Annotated in this window: 1 protein-coding gene; it reads right to left on the bottom strand. The window is 68.6% G+C overall.

Features of this window, described 5'->3' with window-relative positions:
- A partial coding sequence (locus EN742_RS36365) for an ABC transporter substrate-binding protein (protein WP_245492496.1) occupies window positions 1-804 on the bottom strand: 804 nt, incomplete at its 3' end.
- Window positions 805-848 lie beyond the last annotated feature (44 nt).

The following is an 848-nucleotide window of genomic DNA, read 5'->3' as shown; positions in this document are numbered from 1 at the left end:
TTCCAGCACCTGCTTGCTGAAGCCGTTCGGCCCGGCGGCGCTCGCAATCCCCGCCGTCAGCGCGACCATGTCATAGGCATAGGCGACGTTGACGTCGGCCGGGTAGTGGAACGTCGCGTTGAAACGGTCGGCGATCGGCCCGGTCTCGCCCTGGTCGAGCGTTGCGATATAGGCGCCTTCGAACGACGGATCCATCGGCCGCTCCAGCCAGCGGTTGGTTCCGATGAGCGAGACCGTCTTGCCGGGAATGCCCTTTGCCTTCAGCGCCGCAAGCAGCGGTGTAGGGCTGGCGTCTCCGCTGGCCACGATCACCGCATCGGGCGCCTCCACCAGCGAGCCCATGTCGTTGACCGCCTTGGCGCCGCCGTCGGCCGGCGCATAGGGCAGGGTGACGGCAAGCGCCGCGCCATAGATGCTGAGGCCGTTGGCGACGCGCTTTTCGATTGCCGCGGCATTGCTGCCCGCCGCCACCAGCAGGACGAATTTCTTGGCGCCCTTGGCGGCGACGGCCGCCGCGCCCGCCGCCGCGCTGTCGGCCTCGCTGAGGCGCACGGCATAGACACCGGGGCCGCCGGCAAAATTGTCGGCCAGCGCCAGCACCGGCGGCCGCGTCGAGCCCGACAGCTTGGCGATGTGCTGCGCGGCCGGCAGTTCGGTCGGGCCGATGACGACTTTCGACCCCGTCGTTATCGCCTTGATCGCCAGGTCCTTGGCATTGCCGGGGTCTCCGCGCGTATCCTCCACGGTCAGCGTCAGCAAATTGTTGCCGAGGTCGGCCATGGCGAGCTTGGCGGCATCGAGCATCTTCCTGCCGTCTTCGCCGGCACTTCCCGGGGCCGGCCAAGATC

It is taken from the genome of Mesorhizobium sp. M4A.F.Ca.ET.020.02.1.1, from assembly GCF_004022645.1.
Lineage (GTDB): Bacteria > Pseudomonadota > Alphaproteobacteria > Rhizobiales > Rhizobiaceae > Mesorhizobium.
This window is presented reverse-complemented; position numbering and strand designations above follow the sequence as displayed.